This window comes from Streptococcus penaeicida (genome assembly GCF_002887775.1).
Classification (GTDB): domain Bacteria; phylum Bacillota; class Bacilli; order Lactobacillales; family Streptococcaceae; genus Streptococcus; species Streptococcus penaeicida.
Genome location: NZ_LOCM01000015.1, coordinates 80,950 through 97,508 on the forward strand (window position 1 = coordinate 80,950; position 16,559 = coordinate 97,508).

At 33.2% G+C, this 16,559-nt stretch carries 11 protein-coding genes and 2 pseudogenes; all 13 read left to right on the forward strand.

Annotated features, from left to right (window positions below; genetic code table 11):
• The first annotated feature begins 84 nt into the window (after positions 1-84).
• Complete coding sequence (locus AT575_RS03340; RefSeq protein ID WP_102777150.1) at positions 85-1,452, forward strand: glycoside hydrolase family 1 protein; 1,368 nt, start codon at positions 85-87, stop codon at positions 1,450-1,452.
• Between the two features lie 12 nt (positions 1,453-1,464).
• Positions 1,465-2,790, forward strand: a complete 1,326-nt coding sequence (locus AT575_RS03345; RefSeq protein WP_102777151.1) for a PTS sugar transporter subunit IIC — start codon at positions 1,465-1,467, stop codon at positions 2,788-2,790.
• A gap of 2 nt (positions 2,791-2,792) precedes the next feature.
• Positions 2,793-3,110 (forward strand): PTS cellobiose transporter subunit IIB, encoded by a 318-nt coding sequence (locus AT575_RS03350; RefSeq protein ID WP_102777152.1) that lies wholly within the window; start codon positions 2,793-2,795, stop codon positions 3,108-3,110.
• Positions 3,111-3,198: 88 nt separating this feature from the next.
• Complete coding sequence (locus tag AT575_RS03355; protein WP_071793151.1) at positions 3,199-3,462, forward strand: hypothetical protein; 264 nt, start codon at positions 3,199-3,201, stop codon at positions 3,460-3,462.
• A gap of 325 nt (positions 3,463-3,787) precedes the next feature.
• On the forward strand, positions 3,788-4,789 hold the full coding sequence (locus AT575_RS03360) for a hypothetical protein (protein ID WP_102777153.1): 1,002 nt from the start codon (positions 3,788-3,790) through the stop codon (positions 4,787-4,789).
• A 33-nt stretch (positions 4,790-4,822) separates the two neighbouring features.
• Complete coding sequence (locus AT575_RS03365) at positions 4,823-5,845, forward strand: hypothetical protein (RefSeq protein ID WP_102777154.1); 1,023 nt, start codon at positions 4,823-4,825, stop codon at positions 5,843-5,845.
• The gene (locus AT575_RS03370) at positions 5,811-6,026 is read left to right on the forward strand and encodes a hypothetical protein (RefSeq protein ID WP_102777155.1); all 216 of its coding nucleotides are present in this window, start codon (positions 5,811-5,813) and stop codon (positions 6,024-6,026) included. The genes AT575_RS03365 and AT575_RS03370 overlap by 35 nt, the downstream gene beginning before the upstream one ends.
• Positions 6,027-6,322: 296 nt before the next feature.
• A pseudogene (locus AT575_RS03375) lies at positions 6,323-9,317 on the forward strand (type I restriction endonuclease subunit R).
• Between the two features lie 2 nt (positions 9,318-9,319).
• Complete coding sequence (locus AT575_RS03380) at positions 9,320-10,573, forward strand: hypothetical protein (RefSeq protein ID WP_102777156.1); 1,254 nt, start codon at positions 9,320-9,322, stop codon at positions 10,571-10,573.
• Complete coding sequence (locus AT575_RS03385) at positions 10,566-11,780, forward strand: restriction endonuclease subunit S (RefSeq protein WP_102777157.1); 1,215 nt, start codon at positions 10,566-10,568, stop codon at positions 11,778-11,780. Before AT575_RS03380 ends, AT575_RS03385 begins: the two co-directional genes overlap by 8 nt.
• A 9-nt stretch (positions 11,781-11,789) precedes the next feature.
• Complete coding sequence (locus tag AT575_RS03390; protein ID WP_102777158.1) at positions 11,790-13,697, forward strand: AAA family ATPase; 1,908 nt, start codon at positions 11,790-11,792, stop codon at positions 13,695-13,697.
• 12 nt (positions 13,698-13,709) lie between these two features.
• Positions 13,710-15,317 (forward strand): annotated as a pseudogene (locus AT575_RS03395) (type I restriction-modification system subunit M).
• A gap of 41 nt (positions 15,318-15,358) precedes the next feature.
• The gene (locus AT575_RS03400) at positions 15,359-16,468 is read left to right on the forward strand and encodes a hypothetical protein (protein ID WP_129587063.1); all 1,110 of its coding nucleotides are present in this window, start codon (positions 15,359-15,361) and stop codon (positions 16,466-16,468) included.
• Positions 16,469-16,559: the final 91 nt, after the last annotated feature.

Consider the following 16,559-nt stretch of genomic DNA (forward strand, 5'->3'; position numbering starts at 1 on the left):
ACATGACAAACAAGTGACCTATACAAAGGTTACTTGTTTTTATATACTGTAATTGAAAACGATTACAAAACAAAGGAGACAAAAATGGAAAAATTCTTTTGGGGAAACTCAGTTTCCAGTATGCAAACAGAGGGTGGTTGGAATCAAGGTGGTAAATCCTTGTCCGTTTATGATGTCAGAGAACCTAAAGATGGTTTAAGTGATTGGCATTTTGCTAATGATAATTACAATCATTACACTGAAGATTTTGACTATATGCAAGATTTGGGGATGAACATGTACCGTTTCCAAATTTCCTGGTCTCGTGTGGTTAAAGATGGAGATGGGGAGTTTAACGAAGAAGGTATAGCTTATTATTCCAAGTTCATTGATGATTTGTTAGAACGCGGTATCCAACCAATGATTTGTCTTTATCATTTTGATATGCCATTGCATTTAGCAAAGGAATATAATGGCTTTATGTCAAAACATGTCAAAGATGCATTTATTAGATTTGGAAAAGAAATGGTTGACCGTTTTAGTGATCGCGTAAAATATTGGATTACCTTTAATGAACAGAATATTTTTCATTTCAGTGAAGGTTTCAATATTTCAGGTTATGAAAAAGGTGATAAAACTATTCAAGACCTTTATCAAATTGCTCACAATGTAATGGTTTGTCATGCCGAAATAAGCAATTACATCCATGAGAAAACTGATGCTAAAATTGGTGGTATGCTTGCCTATTCTGAAGTTTATCCAGCAACATGTGATCCGGAAGATATCCGAGTTGCTCGAGAATGGGATGAATTTGTCAATCATACCTTGGTAGAATGTTTTGTCAATGGCCGTTACTCCAAACAACATTTAGCTTATGCTAAAGAAAATGACATTGATTTAGGAATTATTGATGGAGAAATGGAAAGTATTAGTAGCATGTCTAGTGATTTTATGAGTTTTTCATACTATAGTTCAACAACTGTTTCGGCAAAACAAATTCCAGAAGGCACTGCCCCAAATTTCTATCTTGATTTCGGTAAGGTTGAAAATCCCTATATTGGAACAACCGAATGGGCCTGGCAAATTGACCCGCAAGGGTTCAGGGATGTCCTTAATAAATTGTACCAACGTTACCAAATTCCAGTATTCCCAATCGAAAACGGCATTGGTGTTCGTGAAACTTGGGATGGAACAAACCAAATTGAAGACGATTACCGGATTGACTACCATAGAGAACATTTAAAAGCCATGTATGACGCTATGAAGAAAGATGGAGTTGAAGTCATTGGTTATCTAGGATGGGGCTTGATTGATATTTTAAGTTCTAAGGGCGATATGGAAAAACGATACGGATTAGTTTACGTAAACCGCAGTAACCAAGATTTAAAAGATATGAAACGAGTACCGAAAAAAAGCTACGCTTGGTTTAAAGAAGTGATTGCAAGCAACGGTGCATCACTCTATAAGAATTAAAGGAGTTCTCAAATGGGAAATAATTCAAAAGTTGAAAAATTTTTAGAAAAATTCGCTGAATTCTCAGCTAAACTTGGAAATCAGATTCACTTAAGAACCTTACGTGATGCCTTTACAACAATTATGCCCCTTTTTATCTTAGCTGGATTAGCAGTGCTTTTAAATAATGTTGTCTTTACGACCTTCTTTAAAGGTGAAACCTTAGTACAATTCCAGTCCTACGGTAATATGTTAACTAATGGTTCACTAAATATTGCTGGACTTTTAGTAACACCCTGTATTGCTTACTTCCTATCTCTTCATCGAGATTTTGATAAGCCTATTAGCTCAATTGCAGTAGCGCTTGCCTCCTTGTTTGTAATGTTGCCAATGGAAAAATCAATCTTACCTTTAGCAGCCCAAAAAGCAGTTACAGTTTCTGGGCTTGTCACTTTTGATGAAATTGGTACCAAAGGTCTCTTTGCTGGAATCATCATTGGAATGTTAGCAACAGAAATGTTCATTGTACTAGCTAAAAGTAATAAATTTAGGATCAATCTAGGGGAAGATGTTCCGCCTGCAGTTGGTGAATCTTTCTCAACGATGATTCCATTAATTTTAACGGTTTCATTCTTTGCTTTAATCTCAGCAATCCTACTCAATGTTTTCCATACTGATATGGTGACGATTATTACCAACTTAGTTCAAGAACCACTAAGAAAAGTTAATACATCACTATTTGGTTACCTTCTAATCTATTCAACAGGTAATTTCCTATTTACTCTCGGAATTCACCAATCTGTCATTAATTCGACCTTGACTGAACCAATGATGCTGTTAAATATGAATGAAAATATGGCTGCCGTCCAAGCGGGTAAAGAAGCACCTCATATTTTGAATTCTGCTTTCCAAACTTGCTACGCTCAAATGGGTGGAACAGGTGGCACATTTGCCCTAATCTTGATCGTACTTTTAGCTGTAAACTACAAACCTTTCAAAGATATCATTAAACTTTCAGTAGGACCTGGTCTCTTTGAAATCAACGAACCAATAATCTTTGGTTTCCCAATTGTCTTCAACTTACCTATGATTATTCCATTTGTATTAAGTCCAGTCATCGGCGCTTTAATCGGCTATTTTGCAACTGTCATTGGCTTTGTTAAACCATTAACAGTAATGGTACCGTGGACAACACCACCATTAATTAGTGGATTCCTTGCGTCACAAGGTGACATTAAAGTTGTAATTCTTCAAATAATTATCTTAATTGTAACTGGTTTATTCTACTGGCCATTTGTAATCGTTGCGAAAAAAGCAGCCATCAAACAGTCAGAATTAGAAATGGAAACAGAGGTGTAACTATGAAAAATGTAATGATCTTTTGTAATGCTGGTATGTCATCTTCATTAATGGCCAAAAAAGCAAGTAATCTCTTAAAAGAAAAAGGCAAAGATATTCATGTTGATGCCACAACAACCAGTGATGCTAAAAATATTGTTAATAAAGATTTTTATGATTTATACTTAGTAAGTCCACAAACAAAAATGTATTTCAAACCAATCACTGAATATGCCGAGCCCCATCAAAAACCAGTAGATAATATACCATTTAATGCCTATGTACCAACACCTGCTGGATTAGAAAATCTTACTAAAATTATCTTGAAACATTTAGATTAAGAGCAAAGAAAGCAGATGAAAATCTGCTTTTTTTAAGATATTTTTGACAATTTACGGTATACTAAAGAAAAAGTCGGAGGCAATCGTTATGGAAACAGTAACTATTCAAATTAATGATCAAGATTACAACATGCTAAAAGCAACAGCAGAACTTAAACAGGTGACTGTAGAAGAAGTGACACAAGAATTAATTCACGATAGCTTAACATTGAGCTATGAAAAGTCAGAAAAAGAAGCAGCAGAACGTATTCATAAAGACCATGATGAAGCACAAATTGACAAAGCTGCTAAACCAGAAAACCAATCAACCACAGCACCAGAAATTGCGCGTGATATGGGAATTACGATTTAATATCATTATTTCAATACTGCTTTTACTAGGGGTTGGGACGTCAACGACTCCTGCCGGATTCCATGACTTCTTTTCGAGCCAATCTCTCGAAAATCCCCAGATATTGAATCTTACAGATTCAATATCGATACCCTAAGAAAAATCAGTCTTTCATAAAAAATATTATTATTACTCCTAGTCCTCAAGTAAATCAGCTTGAGGGCTTTTTAATGTGGCAATTTTTCATGTTCAATCTAAAATTTTCAAAAAATGAGTGAAAACGGTTAAAAATGAGCCTTTAAAAGTGGTATAATTACGATAAAGAAAATTCTTAGAAAGTAAAAAAATGAAAATATTAGATGCGATAAAAAATAGTTTTTCAGGGAACGTTTTAGAAAACCAAGTTAACAACCAGAGAGTCAGTCAAAATGAATTTTTGGTATTAGTAGATCAAGAAGCAAAGAAAATTAAACGCCTAAAAATTATTGATATCAATGAATTACATATTACTGGAATGGTAACCTCAACCACTGGACTTACGAGTTACAATTTTGAAGTAGATTTTAACGATAAAGGACAATTAACTGGTAATTACGAGATTACTGATCAAGGAAATACCGATTCAATGATACCTCAAATATTTTCTGAACGCTTGAGTACTGCGATAAAAAATAATATATCCGACACATTTAAAACTGATCCTGAGAATATCAATTTAGACATTGAATATGTTTTTTGCTTTAGGTGCGGAAATAAGCTCCCATCTTCAAGGAAAAATTGTCAGTTTTGTGGGTCTATTCAACCTCATTTTGAAGAAGTTTTACAACAAATTAATTATGAAAAAGAAAAAGTAAAAACAAATTTATCTGAAAAAGAGGTACTTAAAGAGCAAAATAGGCCAATAATTGAAAAAGAAAGAACTGAGCAATTAAAAAAACAAGAAGAAATTGAACAATTACGGCTAAAACAAGATGAAAAAAGGACTGAAGCTCTTCATAATTTATTTAAGTTTTTAGCAAAAGTAATACCAGTTTGTTTAATCATCTTCTTTATTTTTACTTATTCAAGAACCTTCATTTCAGATTATCAACACAAATCAAATGGTGATATCAGAATTTCATCGTCATCAGGCTATGGTGATAATATTGATTCAGTCAAAGCAGATTTTAAAAATATGGGGTTTAAAAATATTAATCTTGTAAAAATTAAAGATGTCACTTTCTTGAAAAATAAAGAATTATTAGATATTGTTGATGATGTTTCTATAAATGGTGATAATAGTTTTAAGGAAGGTGATTATTTCCCAAAAGATGCAAAGGTAAAAATTTCTTACCATACAAAAAAATAAGAAACTGAACATTTTATTTTAAAAGGAACTTTTATGAACGAATTAACAATTTTATTTTCTGACGATGAAAAGAAAGAAATTAATGTCTTTAATCAAAATCTCTATAAGTATGATTTTTCCTCCTATTCATTAGTACCATTACAAGAAATATCTGCTCAAAAAGTAAGTGAAAATCTATTAGGGAAAATCATTGAGAATACTTCGAAAATCGAATACGTCCAAAAGATTCTTTCCAAAGCAGATGTACAATATGTTGCAGATTACTCAGATTTCGTGAAAGAACAACTAGAGAAAGGCAACTGGAAATTAGGTGTAAAAAAATCTAACGGAGCCATGTTTGGTGCAATTTTTGATACGTCAAAATCTCCTCAACAAATAGTTGGACAAACAGAACTTAAAAAAGTATCAGCAAAAGATTTTGGGAATTTAGCTGAGTTATCAGCTATTCAAGGTCAGTTATCTGACATTTCTAATCAAATTGCTGAGTTAAATGTAACTATCGATCGTGTAGAAAATGGTCAATATAATGATCGCTATTCAGGATTCTTTGCAGGTAGACAACTAGTCATTGAAGCATTAGCTTTGTCAGATGAACAATTACAACGTGATCTGTTACTTTCGGCTGCTAAAACAAACAGTGAAACTATAGCAAAATTGATGTTGACCATTAATACTGATGCAAATGAATTTACAAATATCAATAAGAATAATTTGAAAATTTCTAAAAAAATTGAACAATTTTTACAGATGTCCTTAGGTTATTTAAATGCAACATTGCAACTAAATATGCTTGCTTATACAGCATTGGGTGAAAAGCAAGCATTAATAGCAGCTCTTCAGAACTATAATGCCTTTTTAAATCAAACTTTATTATCGCCAATAGATAATCGAGGCAAAACTCTTGCTTGGAAAATAGATAATGCTCATGAAGGTGCTGATGGTCGAATTAATCAAAACTTACTTGCTATATCTAATACTATTGAATCGCTATCTGAATCATTAAGAATTGACGGAGACAATCATGAATTTAAAAAAATTGAAGAAAATAGAAACTAATGAACATAATCAATTAAAAATTTGTAAATATCCTAAATGTCAAAAAGAGACTCATAGTGAAAATAGTATTTTCTGTGGTGAACATTCTAGAAAAGTGAAAAATATTGAGAAAATCGTAGGGGGATTAGCACTAACTGCAGTTACATCAACTGGAATTTTTAAAAACGTCTCAAAAAAATAATAATAATTTTGTTCCTCAAAAACTTGAGGACTTTTTTATTGTGGCAATTTTTCATGTTCAATCTAAAATTTTCAAAAAATGAGTGAAAACGGTTAAAAATGAGCCTTTAAAAGTGGTATAATGAGGTGTATGCGTCACTTCCGTGTGACCAAAACTATTAATTTTTTCAATAAAAAGAAACTAATTGATAAAATATTTAAAACTTTTATCATAAAATTAGTGACTAGATCTTTAATTATCATCACTAAACTATACATAAATTACATTTACAAAAACCTACGGAGTTAACAGTGCTCATGGAAATAGAAACTCAAGTCGAACAACAACTGATTCAACAACTCATTACAGGTGATAGCCAATGGACTTATCGTGAAGACCTAAAAACAGAAGAAGCCCTTTGGGAAAACTTTTTTGAAAAATTAGCTCAGAACAATACTGCTGTATTAAATGATGTTCCCTTAACAAAGCAAGAGAAACATCAGATTAAGAACGCCTTAAACTTTAACAATTACTTTGTGGCGGCTAAATGGATTGCAGGAGAAAATGGGATTGCTAAAGTTCAGGTACAACGGGAAGATGCTAAGTTAGGAACCATTCGTTTATCAGTCCTTTTCCGAGATGATGTTGCGGGTGGGAAATCCATCTACGAGGTGGTTAATCAGGTCAAACGTGATCACTTGCATTCACTAGATAGAGACCGACGCCTAGATGTAACCCTTTTAATCAATGGTTTACCAATGATTCAGGTGGAACTTAAGCAGCAAACTCATCCTTTCATGGACGCCTTCCGGCAAATCAAGAAGTATGACCGTGAAGGCTGCTTCAGAGGTATTTATTCATCCTTACAAATGTTTGTTGTCTCCAATGTCACTGATACTCGCTATATCGCAGCAGCCAAGGAAGACAAGATTAATGATCAATTCTTAACCAAGTGGGTGGACAAGGAAAATCATCCTGTAACGGATCTCTTTGCTTTTGCAACTCAGGTCTTATCAATCCCTCGAGCTCACCAAATGGTCATGAATTATTCAGTTATTGATGATGATAAGAATGCATTGATTCTTTTACGTCCATACCAAGTCCATGCCATCGAAGCGGTGGCTAAAGCTAGCCTAGAACAAAAATCTGGATATGTTTGGCACACAACTGGATCAGGTAAAACCTTGACCTCATATAAGGTTGCCCGCAATCTCTTACAAATCCCATCTATGGCCAAGACCATCTTTGTTGTTGACCGTAGAGATTTGGATCAGCAGACAACATCTTCATTCCTCTCATATGCACAGAATGATACCATTGATATTGATGAAACAGATAATACCCATCAACTAGTCAAAAAGCTCTATAGTGATGATAAGACGGTAATAGTCACCACTATTCAAAAAATGGCCAACATGATGCGGAAATTCAATGACGGTCATTTTTCAAGAGAACAAACAAAAATTAAATCCCTCAGAATGGCCTTTGTCGTAGATGAGTGCCATCGAGCTGTTACTCCACAAGCACAAAAGAACCTGACTGCCTTTTTCCCGAATGCCCTATGGTATGGTTTTACAGGCACACCAATCTTTGCTGAAAATAAGCGCCAACAGTTAGGTAACTTAGCCCAAACCACTGAAAAACAATACGGCCCTCGCTTACACGAGTATACCGTTAAAGAAGCTATTCATGATGGAGCTGTCAAAGGCTTCAAAATTGAGTACGTTAATACCTTGCATTACCCTGAAGGCAAAGAACCTCTAGAAGCTGAAATCAAAGATGAGATTTACCAAAATGAAGAGCACATGCTGCAAGTCATTGACTTCATCATCAACAAATCACGAGCGCAACTAGGCTTCCAAAATGGAGTAGGTAAGACTTTCAATGCCATCCTAACCGTTAAGTCAATCGCCCAAGCACAAGGCTATTATGAACTGATTAAAGCTGTCAAAAATGGCGAAAAAGAGGTCAAAGTATCAGAGAAGGTCAAACAAACCTTACCGGATTTTCCAAAAGTGGCAATCACTTATTCAGTCACCGAAAATGATGAGGATTCAACCCTCAACCAGGATAAGATGCGAGAATCTCTTTCTGACTACAATGAAGAATTTGCTTGCCATTTCACCCTTGCTGATCTGCGTGGCTATAACGCCGACGTCAACAATCGCCTGGCTCGGAAACATGAGCGCTACCAATTCCGTGATCAGCAACTAGACTTGGTTATCGTGGTCAACCGCCTCTTAACAGGCTTTGATGCCCCATGTTTGTCAACCCTCTATATCGACCGCAAACCCATGTCTCCACAGGATTTAATCCAGGCCTTTAGCGAACCAATCGGGTCTTTAGCCGGGCAAAGAAATATGGTCAAATCATCACCTTCCAAAAACCGGAGACCTTCAAAGAAGCCGTTGACAATGCCCTCAAACTCTATTCAAATGGTGGCCAAGCAGACGTCCTAGCACCAGAATGGCCAGAAGCTAAAGCCACTTTCTTGGAGAAATGGACAAGCCTGGATAGCCGATTTACCGAAGACCCAAGCAAAGCCACTCCACTATCAGAAATGAAAGATGCAGAGCTAAGACAATTAGCCAAAATCTACCAAGAATTCGATAAGCTTACGCCGCCGCACAAGTCTATTCCCAGTATGACCAAGAAGCGCTCTTCACCGCACTGGGCATGAGCCAGGAAAAAATAGACGATTACCAAGGTGCTTATCAAAACATCTTAGAGGAACTGAGAAATCGCGATACAGATCCAAAGGAGCCTGGCGAACCTTTAGACATCATGTATGAACTGGAATCCGTCCATACTGATGAAATCAACTATGCCTACATCGTCTCACTAATCCAAACCTTCATCCCAGAAGGAAGTAGTGCCAGCAAGGCCTTAACCGCCAAAGATATCAAAACTATCGATGGCTATAACGAAACCCTAAGTAAGTCAAACCAGGGACTAGCCCAATTGATTGCTAATATGTGGCTGCAAATCCAAATGGACCCAGAATCCTACCGCAATCAATCGGTTACAGACATCCTCCAAGACATGATCAACCAGGTCATCCAGACACATGTCCGAAAATTCGTAGAAGAATGGCATGTCGGCTACCAAGAAACCCTCTACGTAGTCCAAAACTATCAAAAAGGCCAAAAACACCAAAAAGGAGACCAAGACTTAATTGACAGTGCCAGCTATGGCGATTATAAAGCCAGCGCCGAAAACCCAGTCAACCCCTTTAAATACCGCAGTGCCATAAGACAAGCTTATGTCCAACTCATGGACGAGATCATAGAACCACTGAAAGTGGGGAGGTAGGAATGAAAATTCAATTAATTAATTTTAATGGTGATAACATTAATAATTTTAATGTGTCAATTTCAAATAAATTTGGTAGTCCTTTATCATTGGATTCTTTTGATTTAAATGTTATTGACTTAAATCATCAACATATATGGAAAAGTAATTCACCATATATTTCGGATGCATTAAATATTCAAAGAGATTTTCTAAGTTTGAAAAATAGTATTGAAGAATCTTCTAGGACAAATTATTTATTTCTTCTCCCACAAAATGTTCATTTTTCATATTATTATGATAGTTATCACAGACAATATAGAGAAGAAGTTTTGTTGAAAGATATGTTAAGTGAATTAGTAAATTTTCATTTTAATAATATCATCAACAAAGAATACATTTATATTAATTATGAAAGAAACAATACCACTATAAATCAAGTTCAAATAGAAAGTGATTTTTATTTCAGAAAAGATCATTCGGGTTATGATTTATTAGATACAACTGTATTTAGTAATCATATCTATTCCGATAGTAGTAAAAAATTAGTTAGTTTTACAAAAGAAAGATTTTCTTTTTGCACTTTAAATATATTAAATAATGACCAATTTGATATATTTATTTCAAAACTTTATCGACATAATGAGTCCACTCCTATTCCTGATTGGTTCAATAATGTAAAATTATTTGATGACAAATTTCAGAGTCAAATCATTCAGGAACAAAATAATATAATAAATCAAGCAAAAAAATTAATTTCTTTGTCTGAAGAAAAAATTTCAAAAAATAAATACTATGAGTCAATTTTATATAAAACAGGCGAAGAACTAGAATTGATAATACGTGATATATTAATTCAATTAATTAATATTGACGTTGAATTTGTCGATAAAAAGAAAGAAGATTTTTATTTTGCACAAAATAAAATCCATTATCTTTTTGAATTCAAAGGATTAGTAGGTAATATAAAAAATTCTAATATTTCTCAACTAAGGATGAATTCAGAAAAGTTTGCCGAAGAAAATGATATTAGCTATGATTCGTGCAGGAGAATATTAATTGCTACTAGATTTAGAAATGACCCACTAGAAAAAAGACCAATCATACATCCTGATGTCATTAACTATGCAAAAAATCCAGTAAATGATGTATTAATAATTGATTCAGTTGAGTTGTTAAAGTTATTTGGACTTTTTTTAGAAAGTAAAATAACTACAGAAGAATGTTTGGCAATTTTCAATAAAACTGGCCTTTTTGAGGTGGTAAAAAATGAATAAAATAAATAATTTGTTTCCTAATTTCAGATTTAATGATTCAAAAGACAAATGGAAGAGTAAACAACTTGGTGACCTTGTTGAAATAAATCGTGGTTTAACATACAAACCAAGTGATGTAACAACAAATGGTGTTCGAGTTCTTAGAAGCTCAAATATTAATGGAACTTCTTTTGAAATTTCTGATTTAGATGTTTTTGTTAATGAACAAGCTGTTAATATCAATTATATAGAAAATAATAATATTTTGATAACAGCAGCTAATGGTTCAAGTAATCTAGTAGGTAAGCATGCAATTGTAAAAGGGATAGTTGAAAATACTGTTCATGGTGGATTTATGTTATCGCTTCGAACAGAGTACCCAAATTTTATACAAGCTTGGATGAATTCCTCTGAGTATTTAAAGATACTTAATCTTGTTCAGGGTGGAAATGGTTCAATTGGTAATCTTTCAAAAAAAATATTAGAAGAAGCTAAAATTTCATTGCCAGAATCAATTTCGGAGATAATAGAAATCGGTTCTCTTTTCAAAACTCTTGATGATTTACTAATGTCATATAAGGATAATTTAGCTAATTATCAGACTTTTAAAGGTTCCATGTTATCTAAGATGTTTCCAAAAGCTGGTCAAAAGGAACCTGAAATTCGTTTGGAAGGATTCAATGATGAATGGGATAATTTCAAAATTAAAGATATTTCTGTGATAAATCCAAAATCCAGTATACCGGATGAATTTAAATATGTTGATTTAGAGTCTGTTAGCGGTGTCAATCTATTAAATTATTATTTAGTAAATAAAGAAACTGCTCCTTCAAGAGCTCAAAGAGTTGCTAGTAATAATGATATCTTCTTTCAAACAGTGCGTCCATATCAAAAAAATAATTATCTTTTTAAATTTGAAGAAAAAGATTGGGTTTTTTCAACAGGTTATGCTCAAATTAGGCCAAAAATTAATTCGGAATTCTTATTTATAAGTTTACAAAGAAATGATTTTGTAAGTTCGGTACTTTTGAACTGTACTGGAACTAGCTATCCTTCAATTAATTCTAAAGATTTATCAAATCTAACAATTAAGGTGCCAAAAAACTTGGAACAAATCGCTATTGGTCAATTTTTCTCCAATTTGGACGACACAATTGCCTCTATCCATAATAAGATTACGGCATTGAAAGATTTGAAGAAGAAGCTGCTTAAAGAGATGTTTTTATAGGTATTAACTATGATAAAAATATTTAAAAAGACAAATACTAAACATACAGATATAACAAAAAAATCAATAATTTCAGTTACTTCACTTGATGAAGTTAAACAATTAGTACAGGAAAGAAAGCAGATTTTTGTAACATATACTAAAGATAATTCATTAACTCAAAGTTCGAATTATAAAGAATGTATAAATACCTTTGATGATATTGTTTCAATTATTGATCATATGAAAAACGAGAATATATTTTCTGAAGATTTATCTAAAAATTTCAAAAATCTTACAAATTCTTGGATGTTAAATTTGTTTAATTTAAGAATTGAAAATATAGAGATTGTACTGGAAGACTTAATTAATCTAAAAGAAGATTTTGAGCGTCTATATGTTTTTTCTTTTATGTCAAAAATAAATAATACTGCAATTTTAATTGGCCCAAATGGCTCCGGAAAAACAACGCTTATAAATTCCTTAAGAAAATTTAACTCAGAACAAATGTTTGTTATTCCAGCTCAGAAATTTTTATATTTCTCATCTAATAATCATATGAGAAATGATATTCGAAGAGATAAATATATTGAACTTGTAAAAAAATTTGTGATTAAAACAGATAAAATTACATTAGAGTCTATGTTTATGGATAATAATTTTGAGGCTCCGTTTACACAATTAATTACTTTGATGGTCAAAGAATATTCAATTAAGGCAACAAAGAAACAGCAAGGTCTTAGAGTTGATAATGACACAATTTTTGAGAAATTGACTTATATTTGGTCACGATTGATACCTAATATTAGTTTATTTGCGGATGCTGAAAACAGGACATTAGAAATTTGTAAAGATGGAAAAAAATATTCAATAAATAGTTTAAGTGATGGTGAAAAAAGTATCTTATTTTACATTGGAAATATACTTATTGCGCCAGAAAATTCTTTTATAGTAGTTGATGAACCGGAAACTTATTTGAATAGTGCAATTTATAATCATTTATGGGATCTTTTAATCTCAGAAAGAAATGATTGCCAATTTGTTTTTGCATCTCATAATTTAGATTTTATTCAATCAAGGGCAAATTCAACATATATTTGGTGTCATGAATATAAAAGTAGTACAGAATTTACCTATGATATTCTTGATGGTGACTATGAAATTCCACTTTCACTAATTATTGAAATAAGTGGTGCTAGAAAACAAATTTTATTTTGTGAAGGAACCAAAACTAGTTTAGATTATCAAATCTATTCTAAACTTTTTGAAAACAGATTCTTAGTTAAGCCAGTTACAGGCCATAAAGATGTCATAAATTATACTCGCGCTTTCAATAAGTTAAGTACAATTACCAAAAATAATGCTATTGGTATTATCGATAATGACTGGAATTCCGAAGAAACAATATTAAAATATGAAAAAGACCTTATCTTTACCACTCCTTTTAATGAAATTGAAATGTTATTGCTAGATGAAAACGTTATTAGAGATGTTATCTCTAGCTTTAAAACTGAAGAAGAAATTGATGCATCAATACAAAATTTTAAAAATAGTTTAATTGCAGAATGTAAAAATAATATAAGCAAAATAATTAGCGTTGCTTTAAAAAAACGAGTTGATGATTACGTATCACAAAATCTCATTTTGACAAGTACTCCAACTGTTAATGATATTTCACAATATTTTAGTAAGTTAGGTGAAGGATTTAGAGTCGATGAAGAGATTAGTAAGATTGAAACTAAAATAGATAATGCATTTAAAAATAATGATTTCGATAAAATTTTAAATATTTGTAATCTAAAAGGGCAAATTCTAAATGGGTTAGGAAATACACTTTTAGAAAGTAAGTATAGTGAAAAAGCAATTGCAAGATTATACTTAAATAGTGAACTGAGAGAAACTTTGATTCAGAAATATTTTCAAAATATTAAATGTTAATGGAGAGTAAATTTGACAGATATTACTACTAACTCCCAAGCTTTATACCAGGCTTTGTGGAATTCGGCGGATATTCTCCGCTCTAAGATGGATGCCAATGATTACAAGTCTTATTTGTTGGGCTTGATTTTCTACAAATACTTATCGGACAAGTTGCTTTTGCATGTGGCTGAGATGATGGAAGAAGAGGTGGCTGATCTTAGTCAGGCTTTGGATCTCTATCGTCAGGCTTATGAGGACGACGAGATTAAGGCTGATATGATTGAGGCCGTGTCGCGCTCCATTTCTTATGTGATGGCGCCTGATTTGACCTTTACGGCCTTGGTTAATCAAATCAACGAGGGCACTTTTCAGTTGGAGTCCCTTGCTCAAGGTTTCCGCGATATTGAGCAATCTGACGAGCTTTTTGAGAACATGTTTGAAGACATTGATCTCTACTCTAAAAAGCTTGGTGTAAGCGTTCAGAAGCAGAACCAGACCATTTCCAATGTCATGAAGGCTTTGGCTGATTTGGATATGGCTGCGCATGCAGGTGACATGATAGGGGATGCCTATGAGTATCTGATTGGCCAGTTTGCGACTGATTCCGGTAAGAAAGCTGGGGAGTTTTATACCCCACAACCGGTGGCAAAATTGATGACCCAAATTACCATGCTGGGGCGTGAAGACAAGTCTGACTTTACCCTTTACGATCCAACTATGGGTTCTGGTTCCTTGCTATTGAATGCTAAGAAATACAGTCATCACCCGACAACCGTTTCTTACTTTGGTCAAGAGTTGAATACCTCAACCTATAACTTGGCCCGTATGAACATGATACTGCATGGGGTACCTGTTGCCCACCAAAAACTGCATAATGCAGATACTTTGGATGAGGACTGGCCAAGTCAAGAGCCTACCAATTTTGACGCTGTGCTCATGAATCCTCCCTATTCAGCCAAATGGACGGCTCACAGTGGATTCTTACAGGACCCACGTTTCTCTGCCTTCGGTGCACTTGCTCCAAAGAGTAAGGCAGACTTCGCTTTCTTGCTGCACGGCTATTACCATTTAAAACAAGACGGCGGTGTCATGGCTATTGTCCTCCCTCATGGAGTCCTTTTCCGAGGAAATGCTGAAGGTAAAATCAGGCAGCACCTCTTGGAAGAAGGTGCCATCGACACGGTTATCGGTCTGCCAGCCAATATCTTCTATAACACCTCGATTCCGACCACAGTCATCATTCTCAAGAAGAACCGGACCAACCAACCGTGATGTTTACTTTATTGATGCCTCTAAAGAATTCGATAAGGGCAAAAATCAGAACCTGATGACCGATGTCCACATCAGCAAGATCCTTGATGCCTACAAAGCGCGTGAAGACATGGATAAATTTGCCCACCTGGCGAGTTTTGAGGAAATCAAAGAAAATGATTTCAACCTTAATATCCCTCGCTACGTGGACACCTTCGAAGAAGAAGAAGTTCTACCCTTAACGGACATCGTGCTAACATTAATGCCACTAACGCCAAAATTGAAGAACAATCCAAAACCCTCATGGATATGCTCGGACAACTCAAAGGCACAACTCCAGAAGCCCAAGCCGAACTGGACGCCTTTTTGAAGGATTTGAAGTTGTGAGGAAAATATTATAATAATGCATAATGAAAAGTGGAATTAAAATGTACAAAAGGAAAAAACAAAACATAAATTTTCTGAAGAGTTTAGAAGGATTAAATTCAAAATTATTTAAAAATATTTCCATATGTGTTATTTTAAGTGCTTTATGGGGTATATACCAACATATTGATGATAAAGGGATTATTGCGGATTTGACTGGTTCTATAAAAATTCAAAAGATTTTAGCAAAGGAAATTGAAAATTCTTATTCTGCAAATCCATATCACATTACTGTTAAATCTGATAAGGTAGATTGGCTATCGAACTATTTTGAAAATAATATTTATATAAATAATACAATGTCATCTGATGTTGAATATAATAAAATTTCTTTGCTAAACGTTGTTGTAAATACAAATTATAAATATTCTGATATCAGATTAAATTCTGGAATAAATTCAAAAAAACAACATTATATAGGTTATGTTTTCAATAATGGTACTAAAACATCAAACTCGAGATACCTAGTTAGCTATTTTATTAATGAAAATAATAAAAAAAAGAAAATATTTACAAAGGAATATTCTTCCAATATGCTTGACAGAGGATCAGTCGAGAAATTATTTGATATTAATCTGAGAGAAGAAACAATCTTGAAGAATTTTAACGATTTAAAAGATAATAATACTAGTGGACTCGAAATCAATATTAAAAATTTAAAAACTAAACAATCTGAATCAGCTTATTTAGTATTCCAAAACGGTAAATTTTCGGAAAATATAGGTGCAACTGCACCACCAATGCCTCCAAATGATCTTACAATTTTTGAATTAACAAAACCATATAGTAAAATTTATACAAATAATATTATGGATACAATACAGAGTGGAAAATCAAAATATAAATTCAATATTTTAGTTGATAAGCCATGCATTTTAACATATAAACTTGAAATGAAAAATGGCAATAAGAAGCAAACTCTTACAAAATGGAGTAAAATTAAGATAAGAATGCCAGTTTATAAGGATCAAACCTTTGGAATCCATGGTAAAATATTTTTCTTTGCTGAAAAATTTAATCTTGCTAAATTTAATATAACAGAAGTAAAATATCTGGATCCAACATTATTATATGATATTAATACAACGAAAAAAGATTATAATCTTAGGTAATGAATTTTCAGAGTATAAGCTAAAATATCTCTATTTTGATGCTTTCTAATAGTGAATTTTTATCATCTGAGGTATGATAAAGTTAGAAAAT

Bases quoted from the DNA above. Each gene is read 5' to 3' on its own strand.
- AT575_RS03340 (WP_102777150.1), top strand. From the start codon at position 85: ATGGAAAAATTCTTTTGGGGAAACTCAGTTTCCAGTATGCAAACAGAG.
- AT575_RS03345 (WP_102777151.1), top strand. From the start codon at position 1,465: ATGGGAAATAATTCAAAAGTTGAAAAATTTTTAGAAAAATTCGCTGAA.
- AT575_RS03350 (WP_102777152.1), top strand. From the start codon at position 2,793: ATGAAAAATGTAATGATCTTTTGTAATGCTGGTATGTCATCTTCATTA.
- AT575_RS03355 (WP_071793151.1), top strand. From the start codon at position 3,199: ATGGAAACAGTAACTATTCAAATTAATGATCAAGATTACAACATGCTA.
- AT575_RS03360 (WP_102777153.1), top strand. From the start codon at position 3,788: ATGAAAATATTAGATGCGATAAAAAATAGTTTTTCAGGGAACGTTTTA.
- AT575_RS03365 (WP_102777154.1), top strand. From the start codon at position 4,823: ATGAACGAATTAACAATTTTATTTTCTGACGATGAAAAGAAAGAAATT.
- AT575_RS03370 (WP_102777155.1), top strand. From the start codon at position 5,811: ATGAATTTAAAAAAATTGAAGAAAATAGAAACTAATGAACATAATCAA.
- AT575_RS03380 (WP_102777156.1), top strand. From the start codon at position 9,320: ATGAAAATTCAATTAATTAATTTTAATGGTGATAACATTAATAATTTT.
- AT575_RS03385 (WP_102777157.1), top strand. From the start codon at position 10,566: ATGAATAAAATAAATAATTTGTTTCCTAATTTCAGATTTAATGATTCA.
- AT575_RS03390 (WP_102777158.1), top strand. From the start codon at position 11,790: ATGATAAAAATATTTAAAAAGACAAATACTAAACATACAGATATAACA.
- AT575_RS03400 (WP_129587063.1), top strand. From the start codon at position 15,359: ATGTACAAAAGGAAAAAACAAAACATAAATTTTCTGAAGAGTTTAGAA.